Source organism: Psychrobacter namhaensis (assembly GCF_016107545.1).
Classification (GTDB): domain Bacteria; phylum Pseudomonadota; class Gammaproteobacteria; order Pseudomonadales; family Moraxellaceae; genus Psychrobacter; species Psychrobacter namhaensis.
Window position 1 is genome coordinate 36,320 of record NZ_JABASS010000014.1, and the last position, 23,704, is coordinate 60,023.

22 protein-coding genes are annotated in these 23,704 nt (G+C 39.3%); 2 read left to right on the plus strand and 20 right to left on the minus strand.

Annotated elements, in window-relative coordinates; genetic code table 11:
* Nucleotides 1-20 precede the first annotated feature (20 nt).
* From JFC06_RS10165 to JFC06_RS10235, 15 genes are all read right to left on the minus strand, one after another.
* A complete protein-coding gene (locus JFC06_RS10165) occupies nucleotides 21-1,160 on the minus strand; it encodes a glycosyltransferase family 4 protein (protein WP_198334965.1) in 1,140 nt (379 codons plus the stop codon).
* 33 nt (nucleotides 1,161-1,193) lie between these two features.
* A complete protein-coding gene (locus tag JFC06_RS10170; RefSeq protein WP_198334966.1) occupies nucleotides 1,194-2,216 on the minus strand; it encodes an NAD-dependent epimerase in 1,023 nt (340 codons plus the stop codon).
* Entirely contained in the window at nucleotides 2,213-3,382 is a 1,170-nt protein-coding gene (locus tag JFC06_RS10175; protein ID WP_198334967.1) for a nucleotide sugar dehydrogenase, read from the minus strand. Before JFC06_RS10175 ends, JFC06_RS10170 begins: the two co-directional genes overlap by 4 nt.
* A gap of 70 nt (nucleotides 3,383-3,452) precedes the next feature.
* The gene (locus JFC06_RS10180) at nucleotides 3,453-4,262 is read right to left on the minus strand and encodes an ATP-grasp fold amidoligase family protein (protein WP_320158783.1); all 810 of its coding nucleotides are present in this window, start codon (nucleotides 4,260-4,262) and stop codon (nucleotides 3,453-3,455) included.
* A 212-nt stretch (nucleotides 4,263-4,474) separates the two neighbouring features.
* Nucleotides 4,475-5,566: a glycosyltransferase family protein gene (locus JFC06_RS10185; RefSeq protein ID WP_198334969.1), complete on the minus strand. Its 1,092-nt coding sequence runs from the start codon at nucleotides 5,564-5,566 to the stop codon at nucleotides 4,475-4,477.
* Between the two features lie 198 nt (nucleotides 5,567-5,764).
* Nucleotides 5,765-7,021 carry an O-antigen translocase gene (locus tag JFC06_RS10190; RefSeq protein ID WP_198334970.1) on the minus strand — a complete coding sequence of 419 codons (1,257 nt, stop codon included), beginning with the start codon at nucleotides 7,019-7,021 and terminating at the stop codon, nucleotides 5,765-5,767.
* Between the two features lies 1 nt (nucleotide 7,022).
* The gene (locus JFC06_RS10195) at nucleotides 7,023-8,123 is read right to left on the minus strand and encodes a DegT/DnrJ/EryC1/StrS family aminotransferase (RefSeq protein WP_198334971.1); all 1,101 of its coding nucleotides are present in this window, start codon (nucleotides 8,121-8,123) and stop codon (nucleotides 7,023-7,025) included.
* Nucleotides 8,120-8,581, minus strand: coding sequence for an acyltransferase (locus JFC06_RS12400; protein ID WP_198334972.1), 462 nt, complete (start codon nucleotides 8,579-8,581; stop codon nucleotides 8,120-8,122). Before JFC06_RS12400 ends, JFC06_RS10195 begins: the two co-directional genes overlap by 4 nt.
* Nucleotides 8,578-8,979 (minus strand): sugar 3,4-ketoisomerase, encoded by a 402-nt coding sequence (locus JFC06_RS12405; RefSeq protein WP_198334973.1) that lies wholly within the window; start codon nucleotides 8,977-8,979, stop codon nucleotides 8,578-8,580. The genes JFC06_RS12400 and JFC06_RS12405 overlap by 4 nt, the downstream gene beginning before the upstream one ends.
* Nucleotides 8,980-8,983: 4 nt before the next feature.
* Nucleotides 8,984-9,856, minus strand: a complete 873-nt coding sequence (rfbA, locus tag JFC06_RS10210) for a glucose-1-phosphate thymidylyltransferase RfbA (protein ID WP_198334974.1) — start codon at nucleotides 9,854-9,856, stop codon at nucleotides 8,984-8,986.
* Nucleotides 9,857-10,915, minus strand: a complete 1,059-nt coding sequence (gene rfbB / locus JFC06_RS10215; RefSeq protein ID WP_198334975.1) for a dTDP-glucose 4,6-dehydratase — start codon at nucleotides 10,913-10,915, stop codon at nucleotides 9,857-9,859.
* A gap of 122 nt (nucleotides 10,916-11,037) precedes the next feature.
* The gene (locus tag JFC06_RS10220; protein WP_198334976.1) at nucleotides 11,038-12,990 is read right to left on the minus strand and encodes a polysaccharide biosynthesis protein; all 1,953 of its coding nucleotides are present in this window, start codon (nucleotides 12,988-12,990) and stop codon (nucleotides 11,038-11,040) included.
* 53 nt (nucleotides 12,991-13,043) lie between these two features.
* Nucleotides 13,044-15,323, minus strand: coding sequence for a GNVR domain-containing protein (locus JFC06_RS10225; RefSeq protein WP_198334977.1), 2,280 nt, complete (start codon nucleotides 15,321-15,323; stop codon nucleotides 13,044-13,046).
* A 45-nt stretch (nucleotides 15,324-15,368) separates the two neighbouring features.
* Nucleotides 15,369-15,800, minus strand: a complete 432-nt coding sequence (locus tag JFC06_RS10230) for a low molecular weight protein-tyrosine-phosphatase (RefSeq protein ID WP_198334978.1) — start codon at nucleotides 15,798-15,800, stop codon at nucleotides 15,369-15,371.
* A 12-nt stretch (nucleotides 15,801-15,812) separates the two neighbouring features.
* The gene (locus tag JFC06_RS10235; protein ID WP_198334979.1) at nucleotides 15,813-16,898 is read right to left on the minus strand and encodes a polysaccharide biosynthesis/export family protein; all 1,086 of its coding nucleotides are present in this window, start codon (nucleotides 16,896-16,898) and stop codon (nucleotides 15,813-15,815) included.
* A gap of 552 nt (nucleotides 16,899-17,450) precedes the next feature.
* On the opposite strand from JFC06_RS10235, the gene rluB reads away from it, so the two are divergent.
* The gene (rluB, locus tag JFC06_RS10240) at nucleotides 17,451-18,377 is read left to right on the plus strand and encodes a 23S rRNA pseudouridine(2605) synthase RluB (RefSeq protein WP_193006577.1); all 927 of its coding nucleotides are present in this window, start codon (nucleotides 17,451-17,453) and stop codon (nucleotides 18,375-18,377) included.
* A gap of 230 nt (nucleotides 18,378-18,607) precedes the next feature.
* Here the strand turns inward: rluB and JFC06_RS10245 are convergent, their stop codons facing one another.
* From JFC06_RS10245 to JFC06_RS10255, 3 genes are all read right to left on the minus strand, one after another.
* Nucleotides 18,608-19,165 carry a hypothetical protein gene (locus JFC06_RS10245; protein WP_198334980.1) on the minus strand — a complete coding sequence of 186 codons (558 nt, stop codon included), beginning with the start codon at nucleotides 19,163-19,165 and terminating at the stop codon, nucleotides 18,608-18,610.
* Nucleotides 19,166-19,226: 61 nt separating this feature from the next.
* Entirely contained in the window at nucleotides 19,227-19,871 is a 645-nt protein-coding gene (locus tag JFC06_RS10250) for a hypothetical protein (protein WP_227670127.1), read from the minus strand.
* A 108-nt stretch (nucleotides 19,872-19,979) separates the two neighbouring features.
* Nucleotides 19,980-20,732: a hypothetical protein gene (locus JFC06_RS10255; RefSeq protein WP_227670128.1), complete on the minus strand. Its 753-nt coding sequence runs from the start codon at nucleotides 20,730-20,732 to the stop codon at nucleotides 19,980-19,982.
* Nucleotides 20,733-20,885: 153 nt separating this feature from the next.
* Here JFC06_RS10255 and JFC06_RS10260 point away from each other — a divergent pair, with 153 nt between their 5' ends.
* Nucleotides 20,886-21,488, plus strand: a complete 603-nt coding sequence (locus JFC06_RS10260) for a LysE/ArgO family amino acid transporter (RefSeq protein WP_198334981.1) — start codon at nucleotides 20,886-20,888, stop codon at nucleotides 21,486-21,488.
* Nucleotides 21,489-21,846: 358 nt separating this feature from the next.
* Here the strand turns inward: JFC06_RS10260 and JFC06_RS10265 are convergent, their stop codons facing one another.
* Both JFC06_RS10265 and nadC read right to left on the minus strand, forming a co-directional pair.
* The gene (locus tag JFC06_RS10265) at nucleotides 21,847-22,488 is read right to left on the minus strand and encodes a MarC family protein (protein WP_198334982.1); all 642 of its coding nucleotides are present in this window, start codon (nucleotides 22,486-22,488) and stop codon (nucleotides 21,847-21,849) included.
* A 271-nt stretch (nucleotides 22,489-22,759) separates the two neighbouring features.
* Nucleotides 22,760-23,620, minus strand: a complete 861-nt coding sequence (gene nadC, locus JFC06_RS10270) for a carboxylating nicotinate-nucleotide diphosphorylase (protein WP_198334983.1) — start codon at nucleotides 23,618-23,620, stop codon at nucleotides 22,760-22,762.
* Between the last annotated feature and the right edge of the window lie 84 nt (nucleotides 23,621-23,704).

The following is a 23,704-nucleotide window of genomic DNA, read 5'->3' on the forward strand; positions in this document are numbered from 1 at the left end:
CATAGTATGCTAGATCAAGACTATTCATGCACACCTTCTAAGCTAGTATGCCATATATCATGATATTTCATTACCATGGATTCGATACTAAAATTGCCTTTTATATGCTCAGAACCTTCTAATCTTAGCTTTCTCCAACGTTGACTATTATTCATTAAATCTAAGTTTTCCATTATAGCTAATGACAGCTTTTCAGTACTATCTGGTTCTACTATCGTGCCATAATCACTCACTATTACTCTAGAATCACCTACATCAGTTGCGATACAAGGAGTACCGCAAGCCATAGCTTCAGCAATAACGTTTGGAAACCCTTCGCCATAAGACGAGCTCAATACATGTATGTCTAAAGCATTCATTATGCTTGGAATGTCATTTCTTTGACCCAACAAATAAGTCTCGTTATATAAGCTTGCTTTCTTAATTTGTTCTAAAAGAATTTCATTTTTATCATTTAAATCACGACCTATCAAAACTAGGTCAAAAGCATAACCTTTTTCTTTAACAACTTTTAAAGCCTGTATCAAACCTTTATGATCTTTCTGTGGATCATATCTGCCAACCATGCCTATAACGGGTTTCTGTCCAAGGTTTAACTCATTTCTAATTAAGTCGCGAGAGTCATCGTCAATCTTAAACGTACTTAGATCATAGCCGTTTCCTATAACGACAATCTTTTTTTCATCATATCCTAAGTCAGCATGTGCTTTTACAGCACCTTGTGCGCAAGAAATTATTTTTTTGGGAATAATTGTACTTAACTTTGCATTTAATTTTGCAATTTTTATAGTGCTAGATTTAGTATGGTTACTATCAAAGTTACTATGTCTTAGATTCCAGAATATCTTTTTCACTCCTGCCGCTTTTGCAGCAAGTCCACCAATAAAGTCTGCATGATACATCCAAGTTTGTACTACATCCGGATTAGTTATTTTTATGAGCTTGTATAACTTCAAGATAGATTTAGGAGATATTTTTCCTGCACTCATATTTAGGCAGTATAAATCTAAACCTTTTTCCAATAATAATGGGCCATACTTACCAGCATCCATCATTGATATAACAATATGCTCATTTGCCTGATCATGAGTGACTAGACGATAGAGAACACCTTCTGCACCACCGTTATTCAAACCCGTTATTATGTGTACGATTTTCATATTTTAAGTCTCTTAGATTTATTAGAGAATATATTATTCTGCATTATTTAAGTAATAGTCTCTATACCATCCAACAAACTTTGAGATACCATTCTCGATACTTGTGTTAGGCTTAAAATCAATATCGTTTATAAGTTCATCTACATCAGCATAGGTAATAGGTACATCGCCAGCTTGCATAGGTAGTAAATTCTCTTGAGCTTTTTTCTTACAGGCACTTTCAATAGCTGTTATAAAGCGGCGTAGCGTAATCGGCTGATTATTACCGATATTATAGACTTTGTAGGACGCAGTGGCAGCCGATGTCAATGATGACTGAGAAGTAGGTACTTTATCTATTAGACGAATTATACCTTCAACGATATCATCAATATAAGTAAAGTCTCGTTTCATTTCACCATTGTTAAAGACATCAATAGTTTCACCAGCCAAAATCTTTTTGGTAAAAGAAAAATAAGCCATATCAGGCCGACCATAAGGTCCATAAACCGTAAAGAACCGTAAACCAGTGGTGGGGATATCATACAAATGACTGTAGGTATGTGCCATTAGCTCATTGGATTTTTTAGTAGCAGCATACAAACTGATAGGATAGTCGACCCGATCATTAATGCTAAAAGGTTGCTTAATATTCATACCATATACAGAGCTTGAGCTGGCATATAATAAATGTTTAACCTTGATTTTTCTACAACCTTCAAGAACATTCAAAAACCCTACCATATTAGAATCCATGTAAGCATTCGGGTTTTCAATTGAATAGCGTACACCAGCTTGTGCCCCAAGATTAATAACGATATCAAACTCATAATCAGCAAATAAAGTAGACATCGCTTCACGATCAGCAAGGTCAAGCTTAATAAATTTAAAGAGCTCAGCTCGAGAATGGTTGCCAAGTACTGTTAAGCGTTCGTGTTTCAAACCTATATCATAATAGTCATTAATATTATCAATACCAACAATAGTTTTTTTGTCTTCTAATGAGCTGGCTTCCAAAAGAGCTTTGATTAGATGAAAACCAATAAATCCTGCTGCACCTGTAACCAGTATTTTCATTCATCACCTCCAAAGATATCTCTAGTATAAACTTTATTCATGACATCATCTAAATCACTGGATAATCTATTAGTGACAATAACATCGCTTAGATTTTTAAATTCCTCTACGTCTTTAAAAACTCTCGAATTAAAAAACTCTAATTCATCTAATACAGGCTCATACACTATGACGTCTATACCCTTCGCTTTTATACGTTTCATTATTCCCTGAATAGCGGAAGCTCTGAAATTATCTGAACCTTCTTTCATTACTAGTCTATATATACCGACTACCTTCGGACTCATAGCCAAAATTGAATCCGCGATGAAATCTTTTCGTGTACGATTCGAGTCTACAATAGCTTTTATAATGTTATTAGGTACTTCATCATAATTGGCTAACAGTTGCTTTGTATCTTTAGGCAAACAATAACCGCCATAACCTAATGAGGGATTATTATAATGGCTGCCAATACGATCATCTAAACAAACACCTTCAATTATTTGACGAGTATCCAATCCAAAAGATTGAGCATAAGTATCGAGCTCATTGAAATAAGCAACACGCATAGCTAAGTAAGTATTAGAAAAAAGCTTAATCGCTTCTGCCTCTGTAGAATCAGTAAATAATATAGGGCTATCTTTTTTAATTGCTCCTTCTACTAACATCCTCGCAAACAACTGAGCCCTATCAGACCTTTCTCCTACAACAATCCTTGAAGGATATAGATTATCATGAAGCGCCTTACCCTCACGCAAAAATTCTGGAGAGAAAATTACATTATTTGTTCCGAACTTCTTCTTGATATTTTCAGTAAAGCCAACTGGAACTGTTGATTTGATGATCATTATAGCTAGTGGGTTAATTGTTTTAACTTGATTGATAACTGACTCAACGCTATCAGTGTTAAAGTAGTTGGTTTTAACATCGTAATTTGTAGGTGTTGCAATAATAACATAGTCTGCACTACTAAAAGCTTCAACAGCTTCAGTGGTCGCTCTAAAATTTAAAGAAGGCTTAGTAAGAAACTCAGAAATTTCCTTATCTACTATAGGAGATACTTTATTATTCAAGAGCTTTACTTTTTCAGGAACGATATCTAGAGCAATAACTTCATTTTTCTGGGCAAAAATAATTGCGTTTGATAACCCAACATAGCCAGTGCCCGCTACTGCTATTTTCATAATTGATCTCAATTAGTCATAAATATTTTACATAGAGTGTAATATTTTTTAATTGCTTAGTGAATTTACATCAAAGTACTTCCAACCAACTTGACACCATTAAGTCTGCTTCTTCTGAGCTAAACTGCTGGGTCCCCCCCCCTGGATAGAAAGTGATTTCACCAAATTTTATTTCGTTTTTAATATTATATAAATCAACTCTACAAAAAATAAAGGGCTGTGCTATCAACTCAGCATATTCAATCATCTTTTCAAGATTTTTAGGTTTAGTAACTAGACTTTCATCAAAATTTTCTCTACCAACAGTAAAATTTTGTAACTTAAAATATTTATCGTAAATATTTCTTTTTGCATACGGATTATGACTTCCATTATCAGCAGCTGTGTTGATATCTACAAAAATTAATTTGGCTTCACCATGAAAACAAAAAAAACGATAGTCCAATAATTCAGACTCAGTTTCTATAAATTTCTCAACTATGATTTTAGGTTTAATATTCTTGTAGTTCCATTCTCTAGATTGTTGATAGTAGTTTTTACTCAAAGCAAGATTAAACCTTTTTTTAAAGTCAATATGATCAAAATTATGTTTTTTATTAGAGTCATAAACAACATTAGTACCTGATACATGATTACATTTAATAAAAAACTTACCTTCTAGATTGTCAAAAGGTATGTCATCAACTTTTGAGTATACCCCTTCTATATCATTTAGGATATGCCCAAGCCCAATGTCTTCTATATAATCTCTAACCTTTACCTTGTCACTACATTGTGTCATCAAGGGGTGTCTATAGTTAATTTTAAGCCACCATAGCTTTTCATTAAAAGTGATTGGGTTATCTAGATTTAATTTTTCACCAGTAGCTGCTTTGTACACAATCCTAGAAAAAAAACTATCACTTGTTGCACTTAAGACTAGTATTTTCATTGAGTTTAAGTGTGAATATAAACTTTTTATAGATGCGTACTTGTAACTTTGTGTTCGTAGTTTATTCTTAATTAATCTATACATAACGATGTCTCACAATTATTTGGTGTTATTTATAAATATATGATGTATTTTTCAGATACAAATGACACATTTTAAATTTATCTCTCCTCATAACTACCGCTCCATACTGAAATATATTGTTCAGCAACTTTTCTATAGTCATGAAGATTCTCTGCTAATAATCTTGACTTGTAGCCTATCAAACTAATTTCTTTTCGCTTTTGAACTAATGCTTCTAGTTGTTCATAAATACTGTCAACATTTGGCTGGATTGCTATAAGGGGTGATGTGTCTAAATTAAATTCACTCAAAAATTCTGGCTCACCTCCGCCGACTACCACTTTCCCTAAAGCTAGCCCGTAAACTCCATTAACTCCGGTAGAAACTGAATACACTTGATCTACAATGACATTAGCTCGTTCGAGTACTTTTAGATAATCTGCTAAAGGCATTCGTCCATCTATTACACATTCAACCTCATTTGGATAGTTTCTTTCAAGACGCTCAAAAGCTTCTCGAATTAGAGCAGTTCCCTTTACCTCAGGCCTATTTAAGCCATGAAAGAATACTAACTTATCTTTAATAACATTTTCTTTATAGATTATCTTCTTCAAATTCATTGGTATTGGAATTGTAGAACAAAGTTTGGGATGACCAGCACTTCTATAGGGTTGTGCATATTCATACATAATTGGAATATACCCATCAATTTTATCTAGGAGCCAAGAGTTATATTTCCTACCTTCCTGAGTTTGACTCCAAAATTTTCTACGGTGGCCTAGAGGTTTAAAATAAAGCTCAGAATATTTAAACTCTTGCTGTAGAAAGTCTGCAATAATTGAGTTTGTATCAGTTGCACCTGCACCGACTAGAAATACTTTGCTGTTATTTCTTAAAATATATTTAATTATGAATTTATTCAGACCTAATTTTTGAGGGAAAACAACTGGTGCTATTAATTGGACTATATCATAACCTCTGAACTTATTGATATTTTTAAGTAATTTAAGTAATTGATGAGCTCTATTAATATATCTATTAGAATAGTTACTACCTAAATCAATATTAGACACTATACTTTTCCACCCATCGCCAGAAGAGGCTATATCGACTTCATGGCCCACCTCTTCTAACCCCTCCTTAAGATTCTTATGAAGCCCGCTAAATTCACCTAATAACAATATTTTCATTGTAAATCCTTTCAAAATAATAGCACACTAGTTTCTTTATAATAGATTCTGTTAAGTTTTTATTATTTATTTCACATTAGTTTCTGATAGCATTAAAAGAACGAATGTTTTAAATTTTTCACGATAAATTTCCATCAATTTGGTTCTAGTTTTAAAGTTATTTAATTCTATAGTATTGGACATTCCTATCTTTAATTTTTATCTCTCTTTTGCTCTAAGCTGATTAAATACAGAAAAGGAGAGCATTACCCAATATAATGCATAATTAATTAAATAGGCTATTGATACGCCTTCAAATCCGAAAAAATTTGTGCATATATAGGTAAGGCCTACCAGACTGATAGAAGCTAGAATTTCAGATAAGATAAATAACTTAGTCATAGCTTGGCCAAGCATCAAATAAGCAATAATCCAGCTTCCAATTTTAAGTGAGTCACCTATCATCTGCCAAAGAAATAAATCCTTCATAGGTAGAAAAGAAGGAGTGAACAATAAACTAATAATCCAGTCTCTTAACACATATACTACTAGAGCACCCGTCAATGCAACAGGAAAAATAAACTTATATCCTGTATAAACTTCTTTTTTAATACTTTCAAGGTCTTTAAGCTCTGATAAGCGTGGTAAGTAATAGACACTTAATGTAGTAGTAACCAACATTAAATAGGCTCCACTCAGGCGAATCATAGCCTCCCAATATCCTGCATACTGCACCCCAAACTCATCTACCATATGACTTCTGATGAGAATTTGCGAAATAGGCATACATAGTGCACTAGTTAATGCCATCAGTACATAGCTGCCAAACTTCCTTGACAATGCTTTGTCTATCTTTCCAAATAAATAGGATAGCTTAAACCAGCTTGCTTTGTAACATAGGAATAAGGTGACTAGAAAGACAATAGATTGGTTAATTGATAATGCAACTAGTGCACCATACAATCCTAATTTGAAAGCCAATAATCCTGTAGTTATTAAAGCAAATACACTCCCTGCAATATTGGCAATAACCAGTCGTAATATTTCTTTTTTGCCATTAAGTATCGCTAAAAACAATGCATTGAAATTAAAAAATATTAGAAATATCGCAAACCAGATAAAGATGGATTGATATTCAGTAGACTTAAATATATAAATAGCCAGCTGCTTTTGAAAAATCAAAATCAGAAAAGCGACGATCATGCTAAATATAAGAACGATACTACCAGCTGTTTTCCATACTAGTTTTTGTTTCTGTTCGCTATCATAATATTCTGCAGTATATTTGACGACAGCAGTATTAATTGCGCCTCCAGCAAATGTCGTAACTATTTGAATAAAGTTCTGAAACTGTCCAATAGCAGCGTAGCCTGAAGGGCCGACATAAATGGCTAGGATTTTATTGAGAATAAACATAGTCGCCGTCTTAATTAAGACGGCGATCCCATTTAAGGCGCTGGTTTTAAGAAGATTCATATTAAGGCTTAAACTTATTTACAGCACTAATAATTTTGTCTACATCTTGCATAGCTAATATAGGGCCTATAGGGAGACTCAACACTTGGCTATGAATCTGCTCTGAGACTGGATAGCTCAAATTATTCCACTCTTGGTAAGCCTGCTGTTTGTGCGGAGGAACAGGGTAATGAATTAAGGTCTGAACACCTTGCTCTGCTAAGTGTTCTTGCAGTGCATCGCGCTGTTCACAGCGGACTACGAAGACATGCCAAACGTGCGCTTCGCCTGCTTGATTAGGCAAAGTAATATAAGGACTATCAATGCCCTCTAAATAAGTCTGTGCTACTTGACGGCGGTGAGCGATTTCTTTATCTAAATAAGGCAGCTTTACATTAAGCACAGCGGCTTGAATTTCATCTAAGCGGCTATTGACTCCTTGAAACAGGTTTTTATATTTTTCATGTGAGCCATAATTGCGTAGGGCACGTAACGTCTTAGCTAATTCGTCATCATTAGTCGTTACCGCCCCTGCATCACCTAGTGCCCCTAAATTCTTACCTGGATAGAAGCTGAATGCACTAGCATTACCCCAATTGCCTGCTTTTTTGCCATCAATACTGGCACCATGCGCTTGAGCTGAGTCTTCTAACACCAATAAATCATGCTCTTTGGCAATCTTCATTAACGTAAGCATGTCAGCTAACTGACCGTACAGATGCACAGGCAAAATGGCTCGGGTCTTATCGGTAATCGCTGCTTGAGTGTTCTTAGGAGATAAGTTGTATGTTATTAAGTCAGGCTCTACTAAGATAGGAGTCAGATCGTTTGCACTAATGGCTAAGATGCTCGCAATATAGGTATTAGCAGGAACAATAATTTCGTCACCAGCTTTAAGTTTACCCAGCTCTTTCCAAGCTCGCAGAGTAAGGATAAGGGCCTCTAAACCATTGGCAACACCAATTGCATGTTTAGTGCCACAATAAGCGGCAAAGTTTTGCTCGAAACTACTTAATTCATTGCCAGTAATATACCAACCTGAATCGATGACTCGAGTACAGGCTTCAATGAGTTGATCTCGGTATTGTGCATTTATATTTTTTAGATCTAAAAAGGGAATCATTTGATATACCTAATCACTTTAGCGGGGTTGCCAACGACTACTGCGTAATCTGGGACATTTTTAGTTACTACAGCCCCAGCGCCTACCATAGCTCTTTCACCTACTGTAATTCCTGGAAGTATGGTGGCGTTCGCGCCTATACTTGACCCTTGCTTTAAGGTTATTCCCGAGAAAGCTTCAGGATACTCTTTAGAACGTGGTAATAGGTCATTGGTAAAGGTAGCATTTGGTCCAATGAACACATTATTTTCTATTTTGGTACCGTCCCATATTTGGACACCGGGCTTTACAGTAACGTTGTCACCAATTATGACATCATTTTCTATTAGAACTTGCGCGTTAATATTACAGTTATTACCAATTACGGCATGTTCTAAAACTACACAGAACTGCCAAATTTTTGTATCTTCGCCAATATTTTGACTTTGAACATCAGCAAGGGAGTGAATAAAACTCATAGTTTAACCTGATTTTTAAATTCATCATAATCGCGAATATAATCGCTTTCATCATAATGCTCACTAGCAAGTACTAAAAGAACACAGTCCTCACTAAAGTCATGCATTTCACGCCAGACCAAATCTCCAATCACTAAGCCTTTAGTAGGTGAGTCTAGCCGTGCTTCGCTACGTTCCTCACCATCATCTAATATCATACGGCATTTACCTGTAATGCATATAGCAACCTGCTGAAGCTTTTTATGCGCATGAAAACCTCTAGCCTCGCCTTCACGTGTGCCAAAGATATAATAGACGCGCTTAATCGCAAAAGGAACAGACTCCTCTGCTTCCAAAGCAACTAAGAAGCCACGTTCATCCCCCAAAGCAGGAAAATCGATCCATTTAAATAAGCTCATACTATTAGCCTTTTATTAAATCTAGCAAATATTGTCCATAGCTATTTTTGCTAAGTTGTTCACCTGTTTTTTGTAAATCTTGCTTAGTTAACCAACCGTTATGGTAAGCAATTTCTTCTAAGCAAGCTATTTTATAGCCTTGACGCTTCTCAATCGTCTCTACAAACATGCCTGCTTCAAGTAAGCTTTCATGAGTACCAGTATCTAGCCAAGCAAAACCACGGCCTAATAGCTCAACATTTAAGTCACCACGTTCCATATACATCTGATTGACTGTAGTAATCTCAAGTTCACCTCGATCTGAAGGTTTAACCTGTTTGGCAATCTCTATCACATCGTTGTCATAGAAATATAAGCCGGTCACAGCATAGTTGGACTTAGGCTTAGCAGGCTTCTCCTCAATTGAGATAGCCCGTTTATTATCATTAAACTCAACAACCCCAAAACGTTCAGGGTCTTTTACTTGATAGCCAAAGACAGTCGCTCCTTTTTGGCGATTGATGGCTTGACGCAATAGCGGAGTAAATCCCTGACCATAAAAAATATTATCGCCAAGTACTAAACAGACGTTACTATCACCGATGAATTTTTCACCGAGGATAAAAGCCTGCGCTAACCCATCTGGGCTGGGCTGCACCGTATAGCTGATATCAATACCTAATTCACTACCATCACCCAATAAACGTTTAAATCCATCAATGTCGTCAGGAGTACTAATAACAAGTACCTCACGAATACCAGCTAGCATAAGTACAGATAACGGATAGTAGATCATTGGTTTGTCGTAGATGGGTAGCAACTGTTTAGACACACCCTTAGTAATCGGGTATAACCGCGTTCCTGAACCGCCTGCTAAGATAATACCTTTTGTGTTCATTTATTCACCTGCTCCTAATCTTTCACGTTGGTAGCTGCCATCTTGTACGCGACTACACCATTCCATACTATTTAAATACCATTCCACTGTTTTTCTAATACCACTATCAAACGTCTCTGTCGGCGTCCAATTTAACTCATTCGCAATTTTGCTAGCATCGATGGCATAGCGCAAATCATGTCCTGGACGGTCTTTTACAAACGTGATTAACGACTCATATTGATTCCCCTCGGCACGAGGCTGTAATTCATCTAAAATTTGACAAATCGTTTTCACTACTTCAATATTCTGCTTCTCATTGTGTCCGCCAATATTATAAGTTTCACCTACTTCACCTTCAGTTACTACTTTATATAGAGCACGGGCATGGTCTTCTACAAACAACCAATCACGTATTTGATTACCTTTGCCATAAATAGGCAAAGCCTTACCGTCTAAAGCATTTAAGATAACTAACGGAATAAGCTTTTCAGGAAAATGGTATGGTCCATAATTATTAGAGCAATTAGTGACTAAAATAGGGAAACCATAAGTACGATGCCATGCGCGTACTAAGTGATCAGAACTTGCTTTAGACGCAGAATAAGGTGAGCTTGGTGCATAAGGTGTAGTTTCAATAAATAAATCAGTCGTACCTTCTAGGTCACCATAAACCTCATCGGTAGAAATATGATGAAATCTAAATTCAGACTTTTCTACATCATTAAGTTTTTGCCAGTATGCACGCGCAACTTCTAGTAACGTATAAGTACCCACGATATTAGTATTGATAAATTCGGCAGGTCCATCAATTGAGCGATCTACATGCGACTCTGCAGCTAGATGCATGACAAGATTCGGCTGATAATTGTCAAATGCTTTCTCTAATGCCTCTTTATCACAGATATCAATCTGTTGAAATTCATATCTCGGACTCTGATCAATTTCTTTGAGTGATTCTAAATTACCCGCATAGGTTAATTTATCAACATTCAAAACTTTATCGTCAGTATTGTTAATAACGTGACGTATAACAGCAGAGCCGATAAAACCCGCCCCACCCGTAATTAATATTTTCATAAACAACCTATTTAGTTTCGCATTTAAAAATAAAGCAATTACTTTTTATATGTTCATTATTTGGTATTCGTGGTTTACACTTAAAGTAATTTCTCTAAATAACTTTACTATACCTACTATGGCTATGGCGTTTCTTGATAGCCCGCTACAAACTGCTGAAACTGCTGCTTAAGCCAAGTGACATCAAACTGTTTTTGTTTTTCGATAAGCTCAAACAACACCGATTCAATCTCATCTAATGGGAAACTGTGCTCTATCGCTTGCATAATCAATGGATGATAAGTGGTTTCAATATTATCTTCACCGATAATCAGCTCTTCATAGAGTTTTTCTCCGGCTCTAAGACCCGTAAAGATGACTTCAACATCACCCTCAGGATGCGCGGCATCTTTAACATCAAAACCACTTAAATGAATCATTCGGTGTGCCAAATCAACGATTTTGACTGGCTCTCCCATATCGAGGACAAACACCTCACCACCTGATGCCATGGCACCAGCTTGGATGACTAAGTTCGCTGCCTCTGGAATCGTCATAAAGTAACGAGTTACATCAGGATGGGTAACTGTGATCGGCTTGCCTTGTTCGATCTGCTTAGTAAATAGCGGTACCACAGAGCCTGAAGAGCCTAGGACATTACCAAAGCGCACCATACTAATACAGGTCTGACTATCTGTCTGACTTAGCGCTTGGCAAACCAACTCTGCTAAACGTTTAGAAGCGCCCATCACATTAGTCGGTCTTACTGCTTTATCAGTAGAGATAAGCACGAAGGTTTCGACATTGGCTTCGATAGCTGCTCGCGCACAGTGATAAGTGCCTTTGGTGTTATTAATAACGCCTTCAAAGGGGTTATGCTCTACCATAGGCACATGTTTATAGGCGGCAGCATGATAAACCGTCTGTATATTATGGAGATTCAGTATTCTAAGCAGGTTCGATTCATTAGTGACGTTACCGATGACGGCGACTATTTCAATGTTTTGATAAGCAGGGGTGTTGGCTTGTTTTACAGTTAACTCTTGATGGATACTATAAAGGGCAAATTCAGACAGCTCATAGAGCACAAGACATTTGGGCTGGTTCTTAATCACTTGACGGCACAGCTCACTACCGATAGAGCCACCAGCGCCCGTGACCAGTACGCATTTACCGCTGATGTTTTTTTGTAGTAGGCGCGCGTCCGGCTCAACAGTTTGACGATCTAGTACATCTAAGATGTCCACCTTGCGCATGCTACTGACCGTTACTTTTTCATCGGCGATTTCTTCTAGACTTGGTAACTCTTTTATTTTTACAGCAATACTTGAAAGCTTATCTATAATGTCTCTTTTTTGGGCACGACTGATAGACGGAATAGCCAAGAAAACCTGTGCAATATCAAGCTTCTCTACCAAGCTTATTAAGTCATGAGCCGGATAAATCTTTTTGCCAAGTAAGTAAGCACCTGTAAGCTGTGGGTCATCATCGATATAAGCCACAACATTATACTTATGTGAGTTTCTTAAGCCTTCTAATAAGTCACGACCTGCCTCTCCTCCGCCATAAATAATGACATTATCGTAACCACCTTCGACTCTAGCACCTTGTTGGTTTTTTCCTTGTAAGCGCGTTAAGAACTCACGGATAGTTAGCCTACTATTCCATAGCCAAATAAAGAATAGAAATAAAAATATGATAGGAGCTGAACGCGGCATGTAAGGAAAGACATCAAACGAAATAACGACTTCATAAAAGACAATCAGCAAAAAAAATAACTGCGAGACGTTTGCCATGACGGCATCAAAGAAACCTCTAGCCACACCTCTATAAAACCCTATCGCGTACAAGCCCACGATAGGGATAACGGCGTAAAAAAATAATGCCACTAATCCAATATGATTGCCCAGATAACCGTAGCGTAAAGATAAGGCTAAGAATAGACAAGTTAATGACGATATCAAGTCTGTACTAAGCAAAATTGCGCGCTTAACGCTACGAGGTAATGACAACAAGTATTCGGCTATACGTTGTAGCCAGCCAATTTTAGCATTCAGTGACTGGTACGCACTTTTAGTTTCTGACTTTAAGGACATAACACTCAACTACTCAAAGGATATTAATGTAGGTAAAGCTACTAAAAATCTAGTCACTGGTTATCACCATAAGCGTAACTGTAGTGATAACTATATTTACTCGTAAGTCCTTGTTGTACATCGTTAAGAATGATACCGTCAACTTGTATATTGGCTTTATTCATCTGATTAACAGCATAAACCAACTGCCCTTCTATCGAATCATCATATCTGGTGACCATCAGTACCTTATCAGCGTGCTGTGCTAATATCATAGCGTCAGAAGCTGCTAATACTGGCGGCGAGTCGATCACAATATAATCATAGTGCAGATTTAGTTCCGTCATTAAATGGTTAAATTTACCATTCGCCAATAGTGAGGCAGGGTTACGTGGATGCTGACCTCGTGGCATAAAGTCAATATTATCTATACCAGTCGGATGGATAAAGCTTGCTAGATTGCTAACCGCTTGAGTGTTAATAGCTTCTGGGACTTGAGAGTTGTTTTGCGAAAAATGAGTCGTGTGTTGTGATAACACATCTTGCGATAAATAGTCAGCTAAGCCGTTCTCTTGACTCATACTAAACATTTTATGCAGTTCACCCAAACGCATGTCAGCATCCATAATTAGAACTTTTTTATCTAACTGAGCAAACACTTCTGTTAAGTTAGCAGAGATAAAGGATTTACCGACACCAGGGCTTTCGCCCGTGATCAGGATAACTTTCGCTCGCTGTCCTGCTCTCCCTTGCACTGGCATGCCAAACATCAGATTCGTTCTTAAGCTTTTGATGGCTTCGTAGCTTAAGCTATTGTGATCGATATAGGCCAATAAACGATTAGGCGCTTTCTTATTCTTACGCAGTCTTGTCAGCAGTGGAGAGCGTGGGACTGTTGCTACTACAGGCACACCTGTCTTGGCTTCAATACGCTCAGGGTCTTTAACCACGTTTCTAAGTAAGCTCTTCAGTAGTACTAGCACTGCACCTAACATAGCACCCAATAACGTTGCTAACACCCAAATTTGTGGCTTATTTGGTGCAATAGCATTGAAAGTATTAATAGGTAAATCAATGATACGAGCGTAGCCAATTTGTCCAGCTCTAACTACCTTCAGCTGCTCATAGTTCTTGAGTAGCGTCAAATAAATCTCTCTATTGATTGCTGTATCTTCAGACAGTTGTAAAAACTCTCTTTGTACCTCAGGTAAACCTGCAATAGTGTCGTTTATTCTCTGCTTTCTACTATTCAACACTGTAAGCTGGTCATTTATTTGGATGACCAATGGATGATCTTCTGTATAATAAGTCGTTAGCTCCGCTTTTTTCAGCTTAAGCTCACTCAATTGCGAATCAATCTGTGCATTCTCTGCCAATAATATTTCCGCTTCCTGACTAACGTCAATAGTGCCATTCTTTGCACGAAATTCATTAAATTTTGCTTCAGAGGCCTCTAGCTTTTTCTTTAGGGTTGGAATCTGTGTTTCCATAAATTTAATTGTTTTAGTCGTTTCTTCAGATCCACGGGTCTGATTCTGATCTATGTAAGAAAGAATAATTTCTTTCAAAATCAAGCTGGCTTGCTGTTGGTTCGATCCTGTCATAGACAGTTCAACGATACCTGTCTGCTGACCCTGTTCGACTACGGATAACTTACTATTTATAATATCAGTCGAAATTTGTAATGATTGTTTATTTATATTAATAGGGTGAGAATTAAGAGGTAAATCAGTGACATTTATTTGAACCTGACCGTCTGTACCCTTAAATAAATGCGACTTGTTAAACTGACCGTTAAAGTCATCAAATCCATTACTAAGTACAAAACCTGTGTCCGACCTGGTCAAAGTGAATGTTTGGTTTAAATAGCCCTGCGATACATTAAATTGACTAACCTGGGCGTCACCGTCTTCAGTTCTTAATGACACGCCATCAGGAGTGTTGATTTGGGTAGCAACACGATCACTTTTGATCTTATCAAGATATCCGATAGAAGGGTCCATAAGTTTTATACGTAAATTCAACTTATCTACTACAGGTTCTAGTATCATACGAGATCGTATCAGCTCAGCCTCCGTTTGCGCTTTGCTAGCCTGTGGTGCGATGAGCTCTGAAGCACTGGCACCCAACGCTGATATACCTTGAGAGTTTTCTTCTATTTGTATCAACGCATCGGATTTGAATGTAGGGTTTACATAACGACCATAAAGCACCCCTATTAGCAAACCTATTAATGCAAAAAAGAGTATGGTTTTCCAGCCACGCAAAATAGCAAACAGCAGCGCCATAAGATCAATGTCGTCATTGTCTTCTTTAGAGGCAGAGTTTGATAAATTCTTTGAATCTGTATTCATAACTGTATGTTCATCACTTAAGGTTAGTCTTTTAATGGCCGCTGTTTAGCTAACTTTATCATCCCATTGCGCGAGACTATTAACAATATCTTGGTATGCTGTTTCAAAAGCACTCATATCATGTTTATAAGGGTCAGCAATATCTTTGTCTTGCCAATGTCCAAGCTTAAAAGTTTTGCCACGGCAAAACGGCCAACGCTCCTCAATCCACTTGGTCTGACTGTCTGACATGGTAAAAATCAGATCAGCTTTTTTTGCCAAATGCTCATCAATCTGTTTTGCCGCATGTTTGGTGATATCAAGCTGTTGCTTAGTCATGATCTCTAGGGCAGCGGGATCTGCAGGATGACCAACTAAAGCGCCAACACCTGCAGAGTCGATGTTTTTATAAGGATAACGTTGTTTTAATAATGCTTCTGCCATGGGGCTACGACAAATATTACCCACGCATACCACTAAAATATTATCAAACGCCATGCTGATGACTCCCTATAAACTTGAAAAGCTTCTGATCGCTGAGGTTGATGGTAGTAGTGAGCTGATAACACGGTTCCAACGAGTTAGCCCTGTTGGATCCACATAGACGATATCGTTAGGCTGCATCTCAAAACGACTAGCAAGTGGAAAGCTGGTGAGTGCCTGCATATCAACATAGTAGATATTCGTACGCTGATACTCTGGTTGGTCACGTACCACGTAGATTTTAGCAGCATTGGCTGTATTCGAGTTCAAACCTGCTGATTCTCCCAGTACTTGCGCCAAGTTTAATCCTTGATCAAGAATAGGAACAGGAGCAACTTTGCCAAACTCACCCAAGACATACACTTTATTGATATCTTCACTACTAACGCGAATAGCGTCACCGTCTTGGATATAGATTTGATTGGCTGACACACCCATTTGTTGCAGTGACTGTAGACCTATACGATAGTCTGTGCCATTGCGCCTTAGTACAATTTTATTTGAGTCACCAAGATCGGTTGCCCCGCCTGCCATCGATATTGCGCTATATAATGAAACCGGCGCATCAGTAATTTTAAATTCGCCAGGCGTATTAACTTCACCATCAATAAAAAATTTGTTGCCACGATATTCGGCAATTTTTACCTGTGGATCTGGATATCTTAAATAACGCTGTAGGCGCGCGCGCAAATTACTAGTAAACTGAGGTACGCTCAGGCCACTGGCTTTGATACGTCCAATCAGAGGAAATTGAATATATCCCTGCTGATCAACTGGGTACCCAGTACTACCAGCGGCCGTTATATCAGGATAACTTACCAAAGTGATACTTAGTATGTCTGATGGTGCGATGCGATAATTTTCTCGACTAGAGGACTGTAATAAAGCCGCTAGATTACTGCCAGGTTGCGAACGAGCCACTTGCTTAGGAGGTAAGGTAGCAAGCGTAAGCGGCTGCACATTGAAATTAATACCGTTCTCTGCAGTAAAAGAACCACTTGGTGGCAACTCACCAGCTTGAAGTCCCGAATTAATAGTTGTCGTAGCACACCCATAAAGCATACTGCTAAGTAATAAACACGCTGTACTTAACAGCTTAGTTGCCTGTCTCATATAAAAGGGCCTCATCAATCATCGCAATCACGCAAAATTTTGAAAGCAACTTCACTAGAAAATCACTCTAACTTTACTTTTTTAACATAAATAAACGGCATAATAACATAAGTTTTCTACTATGCAGTGGAGTTGGTCTTGTTTGATACAAAAAGACATTCTTATACATAACAATCCAAATTTAATATAATTCTTGTTTGCTACTAACAATGTTAGGTATGCTAAAAAAACGTTAATACTACACGAAAAGCTGCATAACCGTATACCTCTGCAAGTCCATCATTAATTCATGACTTAAAATTCGTCCTGCTAAGTATAAATTCCTAATTTTTAGTTTTTGCTTCTTAGTCTTTTAAGATGGTACAAGTAAAAGATAGGAATGTACTGGTCAGATAAAGAAGTCAAAAAATCTCATATCGCATGTCGTTTACTAGTATAATGCAGCGTGCGATGAAAAATTACATCTCTTGTATATCATAAGGTAATGTATACACATCGCGCATATTCCTACATTGAGAAATGTAAAAACCAACCCGATTCAAGGATATCGTAATGAAAGACGAAAAACTCCAAAAAGCACTCGCCCGTATGGGTCTTGGTTCACGCCGCCAAATGGAAGAAGTCATTAAAGCAGGCCGCGTAACAGTTAATAACGGTCCAGCAACCATTGGTGATCGCGTTGAGCAAGGTGATGAAATTCGCGTTGATGGTCGTCAGATTAAATACACCGCTGAAAATGAGAAGCGTCGCCGTGTGATCGCTTACTATAAACCGGAAGGTGAAGTTTGCTCTGCCAAGGATCCAGAAGGCCGTCCAACGGTCTTTGAACGCTTACCAAAACTGACGCATGATCGCTGGGTCATGGTCGGACGTCTAGATATTAACTCAACTGGCCTGTTACTGTTTACCAATGACGGTGAAATGGCGCATCGTTTGATGCATCCATCAAGCGAAGTGACCCGCGAATATGCCGTACGCGTATTGGGTGAAGTCACTCCCGATATCGCTCGTGCGCTGACTGCTGGTGTGATGTTAGAAGACGGCATGGCACAGTTTGAAGACATCAAAGAAGGCGGCGGTGAAGGCGTCAACAAATGGTATCACGTCAAACTAAAAGAAGGTCGTAATCGTGAAGTACGCCGTTTGTTTGAGTCGCAAGGACTAAAAGTCAGCCGTCTACTGCGTACGCGCTATGGGACGATTGCCCTACCAAAAGAGTTACGTACTGGCCGCTTCTTAGAGCTGGATAAAAAAGACATCAATACGTTAACGGACTTAGTGAGCCTACGCCCACGTTATGGTACTGGCCTACACGGGGCGGCAAAAGAGAAACAAGAACGTATCAAAAACAAACCACTCAAAGCGCGTCGCACTGACAATCGTAGCGATAGCCGTAGTAACAGTGCAAAGCCTAAAAGTAGTGCGAGCCCTGCCAGCCGCGGCACACGCAATACGCGTGACCGCAACGACAAGCGTTAATTGACCCTTGCCTTAAGTCTCTTATAGATTTAAGGTAAGCCATAAAAAAGCTGCCATTGATCAATAGTCATTGGCAGCTTTTTTGTGCTGAACTGTTGAGTTAGGAGCAATGTAACCATAGTATCATCAGCAGGTTGAGTAACCAATAAAGTAAATGGAGATTGACCCTCATCTAAAGGGAGATATTTTTACATCGCCGAGCCCATCAAAATTTTTGGTCTTGGCATGTTTTAGTCATCGTGGCTATCAATATAATGATTCATGACTCGTAACGCTTGTAACTGCTGCGTCTCTATTTGCTCTAGTAGACAATCCAGACGCTGCTCAATGTTATCTAAGATTGGCTGTAATAACTCACTGGCTTCCGCTTTTTTTTCATTACTCACATGTTGAGCGCTTGTATGGATATTGGCTAATTGGTGATAACTGGCCAGCATTTCAGGCAACCGAGTGTGCAACATCTTATGCAATATAAACTGTTGCTCAGTGACGACAGATTTTTTATGCTGCGCTTCTAATTCTTTTTGATACGTTTGATAGCTATGTACTTTTTTATCAATACATTGTAGTTGACGCAGTTGCTGCTCGGGCAAATTTTTCAGGTGTTTTTTATTCAAATGTAGCTGTTGCCAGCTGACAGTAGATAACGTCAATGGCGCATTATCATCTTGATACGTGAGTACACCTGGGGTGATGCCAACCGCTTTGTGCAACGCTTGCCAGCCCTTTCTACCCAAATAAACAGTGGTAACCATCGTCGCGACGCCAATACCTATCAATATACTCATATACGCTCACTATGACTTGTTCAAACGTGTGCCCTATCATTTAATACACATCATCTATCGTTCACAGTTTAATATTCTCAGTTGCAGAATTTTTATCGCGAGCGTCTTCTGAACCCTCACTTGTTTCTCTACTATGATTTAGGGATGGAACAGCCACATCGGTTTCTGGATTGTCAAAACGCTTTTGTAGGTACCTATTAGTCACCAGCAGTTTTTGCCCGTCTTGATGGTAGGAGGCACTAAGCAAGTCATCGAACTGAGCATTAATCGTCCTCAGTACTTCGAGTAGCGCTTCTTTGCCCGTAACATCAGAGTGCTTAATTTTGGTCGTATCAGCACGAGCACCCTCTAGGTCATGCAAGCGACGATAATCCGCTACTGCCTGAGGTATGTGGGTATCCATTAAGTTTTGGATCATGATATAAGTCTCATTAACAGTGTCCTTATCATCAATTTTTCCATCATTATTGGTATCCCCATAAATGACCCGCAGTTTTTCGCCCTTTTGGTTGATTTGGGCAAGCGCTTCTTTGACTTCCGCCGGTAAGCTTTTTTCAGGAATGTAGCCCAACTGCGGCATTGCTTCATATTCAAGCATCTTAGGCGCAGTGACTTTTTTAATGCCACGATACCCGAGGTACAATCCCGCTGCTGGTAGCACCCCGTATAAAATAAACATCACGAACATCGCAGTGACTTGGGTCATCAGATTGTCCTCTTATTATTATCAATATCTCTTCAACATCTTTGTATTAAAGGAAGCGTTTTTGATAAACCATTTTTAATCGCTTGTATTTAGTTAAGTGTAGAGACATTAGCTTTGCGTACGGCTTTTGACATAACGATGTGTCGAAGCCAAACGGTTCATGACCGTTTGATGCAACTCATCTAAAAGTTCATCAAGCTCGTAATCAATCTCTAAAAACAAATCGGTCAGCATATCCCCTGCGGTCATTTTGCCCTGCACCATACTATTTTTGGTACGGTGCGGACTAAAGCGTTGCAGTTGCTCATAATGATATAGGGCTTCAGGTATACTCTCGCCTACAAGCTTATCGATCACAAATTGGCGCTCATTGTGCTGCTGTTGTTGCTGCTCATTCAGCTCATGACTCCACTCACGGTAGCGCTTTAACTTACCATTAATGCGGTCAAGTATCGCAACAGCCTCAATCGGCATGGCGTTTAGGGTGGCGGCATCAACCACATCAACAAGCTCAGTCATAATCGGACAGCGTCCATGTTTGAGATACCATAAGGTATCTGGGTCAAAAGGAGGTCTATTGCTCGGGCGCCTGTCGGCACGATTGACCAAATAGCGATCCGTCAAGGGCGTAGGTGAGCGAATATCATTTACTTGCGCTAAAGCATCACAAATACGGTCTGCACGCTCAGGCGGCGTAAGCGCAGAATGACCACTATTTGCTTGATGGCTATTATTACTAACGTCATCAACATCTGCGTCATGACTGACACTCACTGCCTGAGCCTTTTTAGCGGCTAACGTTGGCAGGTCATCTTGAGCTTGCCCAAATGACTGTAGTATTCTTGTCAGACTGACCACCATAACCTACCTTACTCTCGTCCAATGTATTCACACTCTCACATCACGCTTGTATTGCACACATTCGTTCAATAGCGTATCTTAACAGCTTTTTACGACTGTGCCAGTAAGCAAAATGTCAACTCCTCTAGCCTTCAAAACGCCAAACACCCAATTATGAACGCGTCCGATTATCTGTCTGGATTCTTACTTGGGCTGTCGCTTATCATCGCGATTGGCTCACAAAACGCTTTTGTACTCAAACAAGGGCTCAAGCGCGAACACATATTTTTTGTGTGCTTGTTTTGCGCCGTGAGTGACGCATTTTTGATCACAGCTGGCGTCGGCGGTTTTGGCGCAGTCACGGCACGCTATCCGCAAGTTGTGGACATCGCAAAGTTCGCTGGTGTTGTGTTTTTGCTAGGCTACGGATTGCAAAGTCTGTACGCAAGTGTAAGCGTGTCACACGCGCTCACTGTCGAGGGTCAAGTTGTCACCAGCTTAAAAAAAGCCCTATTACTTTGCTTTGGCTTTACGTGGTTAAACCCTCATGTCTACTTAGATACATTGGTACTCGTCGGCATGGTTTCAACAGGCGCAAGTAGTAAACTGACTTTTGCAGTTGGCGCGATTAGCGCCTCGTTTTTTTTCTTTTTTGCTTTGGGATACGGTGCGCGTCTGCTCAGGCCACTGTTTGCCAAGCCAAAAGCGTGGAATATACTCGACGCGTTAGTAGGCGTACTGATGCTATATTTGGCTTGGCATTTGTACCAGAGTTGATAGCATCAGCCATCCTAAAAACTGCTAGCTAACCAATAACACTGCTTAGAAAAATAAAAAAACCAAACACCGTTAAGTGTTTGGTTTTTAAAATAAATACTGATGATTAACAATAGTTCTTATGTTTTTAACCGCAAATTTTAAATCACCTCTCACATTGACAGCGTTACTAATACCGCCTATTTGCAAGTCAGCTGCCACTATAGTCGATTCACTTTAAAAACGATATAAGGCGACTGGAATGAATTTTTCGCAGCCTCTGTATTAGCAGCAAGCAAGGGAAACTTATACCAGTCGCACGTGGCTATTAACGTATCAATGTTATTTTGAACTGCCTATACTGAAAGTACAAAAACACTTACACCAAATCCGGAAATAGGGTGCGCAAGCCATTCACGATAATTTCAATAGAGACTGCCGCAAGTAGCATACCCATGATTCGGCTCATAATATTCAGCCCAGTATCACCCAGTAAACGACTGATACGACCTGCTGCCATCAATGCTAAATAACAAAAAAAGCTGATAAATAACCCAGCAATTAATATGGCTGATACCTGCAAAATACCAGAGACTTGTGAAGAGTAGATAATAACCGTTGAGATACCACCTGGGCCAATCATCATCGGAATAGCAAGTGGAACCACTGCCGCTGCCATCGTTGGTGGCGAGTCTTGTACGTGATCAACATCAAAATTTTCTTGATCAGGCTTAACAGGATTGCCCTCGCCATTCATCATGTTGAGAGCAATCAAAAACACCAAGATACCACCCGCTAACTGAAACGAGCCGATGGAAATACCGAGGGTTTTTAGCAGCGTCTCACCGGCCACGGTAAAAAAGCTAATGGTAATAAAAATCGTCAGACAAGCAACGCGCGCAACTTTGCGGCGGTTATTCATTGAATAACCACGGGTCAAATCCAAAAATAGCGTTAAGGCGCTAAATGGATTAATCAATACCATAAAGGCTAAGATTATTTTGATAATTTCAGTATTCACTGAGCGCTCGCTTGTCTATTAATACCACTTATGCAAAAAGATAAGGTCATCGTGCGCGTGCAACGATGACCCAACAGGCGGTTAAAAATGGCATTGTAACATAGGCAGATAAGCTAATAAAATCATTAACTTTGCCGAATTGCGCCTATATACATTCTTGCCAATAACTCAGCGCCATAGAAGTTTCTGACAAGTGAGTCACTCACAAAATTAATCGTAAATTGCGTAGTAGAAATCCTCCCCATTAGAGCGTAACTCAACGCTTCACGCCCTATGCGCTAAAATCCAAACCAATATCTAACGCCGTGCTACTGTGTGTCAAATACCCCATCGCAATAAAATCAACGCCTGTCTTTGCAGCCGCTTGTACCGTTTCGGGCGTGATACCACCTGATGCTTCCGTCTTAGCGCGACCTTGACACATTGCGACCGCCTTCGACAACACCTCGGGCGCCATATTATCCAGCAGTACTAAGTTCGCGCCCGCATCTAGAGCCTGCTCTAGTTGTTCTAGCGTATCAACTTCGACTTCTACGGGAATTAAATGACCAGCAAAGTCTTGGGCCTGTTGAATGGCGGTTTTTATATCACCAGCGATGGCAATATGGTTGTCTTTGATTAAAATCGAATCATCCAAACCCAAGCGATGATTGCGACCGCCGCCGCAGCGTACCGCGTATTTTTGTACGATACGTAACCCTGGAATGGTTTTCCGCGTACAGGTAATTTGTGCCGGAAATGCGGCGATGCTGTCGACAATCTGTCTCGTATCTGTCGCAATGCCGCTAAGATGCGTCATAAAGTTTAACGCCGTGCGCTCAGCTGTCAATAAATGGCGGGCATTACCGCGAACGGTGGCCAGTACGGCACCAGCTGCAACGTTTTCGCCATCATGGACTTGCGCCTTAAATTCAATTTGTGCATCAACTAAAGCAAAAGATAAACGCGCTAAATCCATACCGCATATCACACCTGCTTGCCGCGCCTTAATCTGCAATTGCGCTTGCATCTCAGCGGGAATGGTCGCTTGCGAGGTAACATCACCGCGCCTGCCTAGATCTTCAATTAATGCAGCTTCAACCAACGGTCTAAGCAATACGTCATCCAGTGCCGGTTCTTTTTTAACTATCATCTTTTACCCTTATATCAGCCCATCAGTTACATAAACGTTATTTAATTAAACTCAAAATGAGCATAAATATAGCGTAAAGTGATG